Source organism: Sphingobium cyanobacteriorum (assembly GCF_030580935.1).
GTDB lineage: Bacteria > Pseudomonadota > Alphaproteobacteria > Sphingomonadales > Sphingomonadaceae > Sphingobium > Sphingobium cyanobacteriorum.
Genome location: NZ_JAUQOM010000067.1, coordinates 1 through 1,533, shown reverse-complemented (window position 1 = coordinate 1,533; position 1,533 = coordinate 1). Strand labels below are relative to the sequence as shown.

The 1,533-nt window shown below is 59.4% G+C and carries 2 protein-coding genes; both read right to left on the bottom strand.

What is annotated here, in order from left to right; genetic code table 11:
• Positions 1-121: 121 nt before the first annotated feature.
• Positions 122-877, bottom strand: coding sequence for a TetR/AcrR family transcriptional regulator (locus tag Q4610_RS21695; RefSeq protein ID WP_081988879.1), 756 nt, complete (start codon positions 875-877; stop codon positions 122-124).
• Between the two features lie 5 nt (positions 878-882).
• Positions 883-1,533, bottom strand: a 651-nt coding sequence (locus Q4610_RS21690; protein ID WP_304537843.1) for a CaiB/BaiF CoA-transferase family protein, incomplete at its 5' end; no start/stop codon positions are given.

Below are 1,533 nucleotides of genomic sequence, written 5' to 3'. Positions count from 1 at the left end.
CATTGGGCCCTCGGCGCTGACGGAGGCCATGGGCATGCTCAACCACCATTTCGCAGCAGCCGCCTGATCGGCGCAGAGCGACAGCCTACCTCTGACTGCCGCCAATCTTTGCAACAGAGCCTTAGTTCCTCTTCCAATTCATGGGATACTTCTGCGTACATTCGCCATCGACTGAGATGACGGAACGCTTGACTTTTGATGCGCTCTCATGGCCTCGGCGCCTATCGGAGGGCTGAGGACGCGTGTCGGTGTTCAGGGCTCGGCCGTCGGCGGCCAGACCGTTCAGAATGAGCTCGCAATACTCCATCGCGAAGGAGGAGGCGGGACGGCCATGCCCTGGCTTGAACCAGCGAACCATCCAGTTCAGCATCGAGAGGATCGCGCGGCTTATCGACCGGGAATCCGTATTTCGATAGCGGCCGGATTCGATGCCTGCGAGCACGATCCGTCGAAGAAGCTCTTCGTAGGCGTCGCGCAGTTCCTGCGCTTCTTCGAGCAGCCCACCATTCTCCATGCCGCCGTAGCCCACCAACATCGTGACGAAGCCATGGTAATGCGCTTCGAAGTAGTCGGCGTGTGCCGTCATAAAGCGGCAAAGAGCCTCCGGGGCCTCGTCGTCACCATCAACAGCGATATTTACAGCTTCAAGAAGGCCCTTGAGCGTCCGGACGATGATAGCCTCGTATATTTCCTTCTTGTTCGGGAAGTAATGGTAGATCGCGGCCTTGGTGACGCCGACCGCTTCCGCGACACTTCCTAACGAAGTCCCATCGAAGCCCTCCCGCGCGAACAGTTCGGCGGCTTCGTCCAGAATCTTGCCGCGTGCATTCTCCATCGTGGGTGGACGGCCCTGGCGGCGAACGCGCTCCTTCTGCATCAGAGCTACTTTCGGGTCGTCGCCGGGATACCGGCAACTACGCCCATCTCCAAAAGCTGATCGACCCGATCTGCGCTCAGATCCAGCTCGGCCTGAAGGACTTGGCGGGTATGCTCGCCGACCTCGGGTGGAAGTGTCGGCGGAGCAAACGGACTTTCCGACATGCGCAACGGGCTGCGCACGGAGCGGAAGGTGCCGATCCTTTCGGAAGGAACCGAAACGACAGTGTCCCGAAGGATTGCAACATCGCTAGCGAACGCCTGGCCGACAGTGCGAAGCTCGCCAGCCGGGACTCCGACGGCGCGAAGTTCGGCGAGAAGCTCATGCAGTTTACGATCGCGCAACTTGTCCTCGATGATCGGCAGTAACTCATCACGCGCCTCGGTTCGTCCTTTATTGGTGACGAACCGCTCATCCATCGCGAGATCCGGCAGACCGATGATCTTGCAGAACCGCCGGAACTGTTCGTCGTTTCCGACTGCGAGTGCAATTCGGCCATCGACGCAATCGAACAGTTGATATGGTACGATGCTCGGATGAGCGTTGCCATAGCGCAACGCTTCTCTTCCGGTATTGAGATGACCCGACGCGACGTTGGCCAACATGAACATCGCGCTGTCGGTCAGGCTGATGTCGAGCCACTGGCCCTTTCCGGT

What these genes read in the sequence shown, in the direction of transcription:
- Q4610_RS21695 (WP_081988879.1), bottom strand. Translation starts at nt 877, where the DNA reads ATGCAGAAGGAGCGCGTTCGCCGCCAGGGCCGTCCACCCACGATGGAG.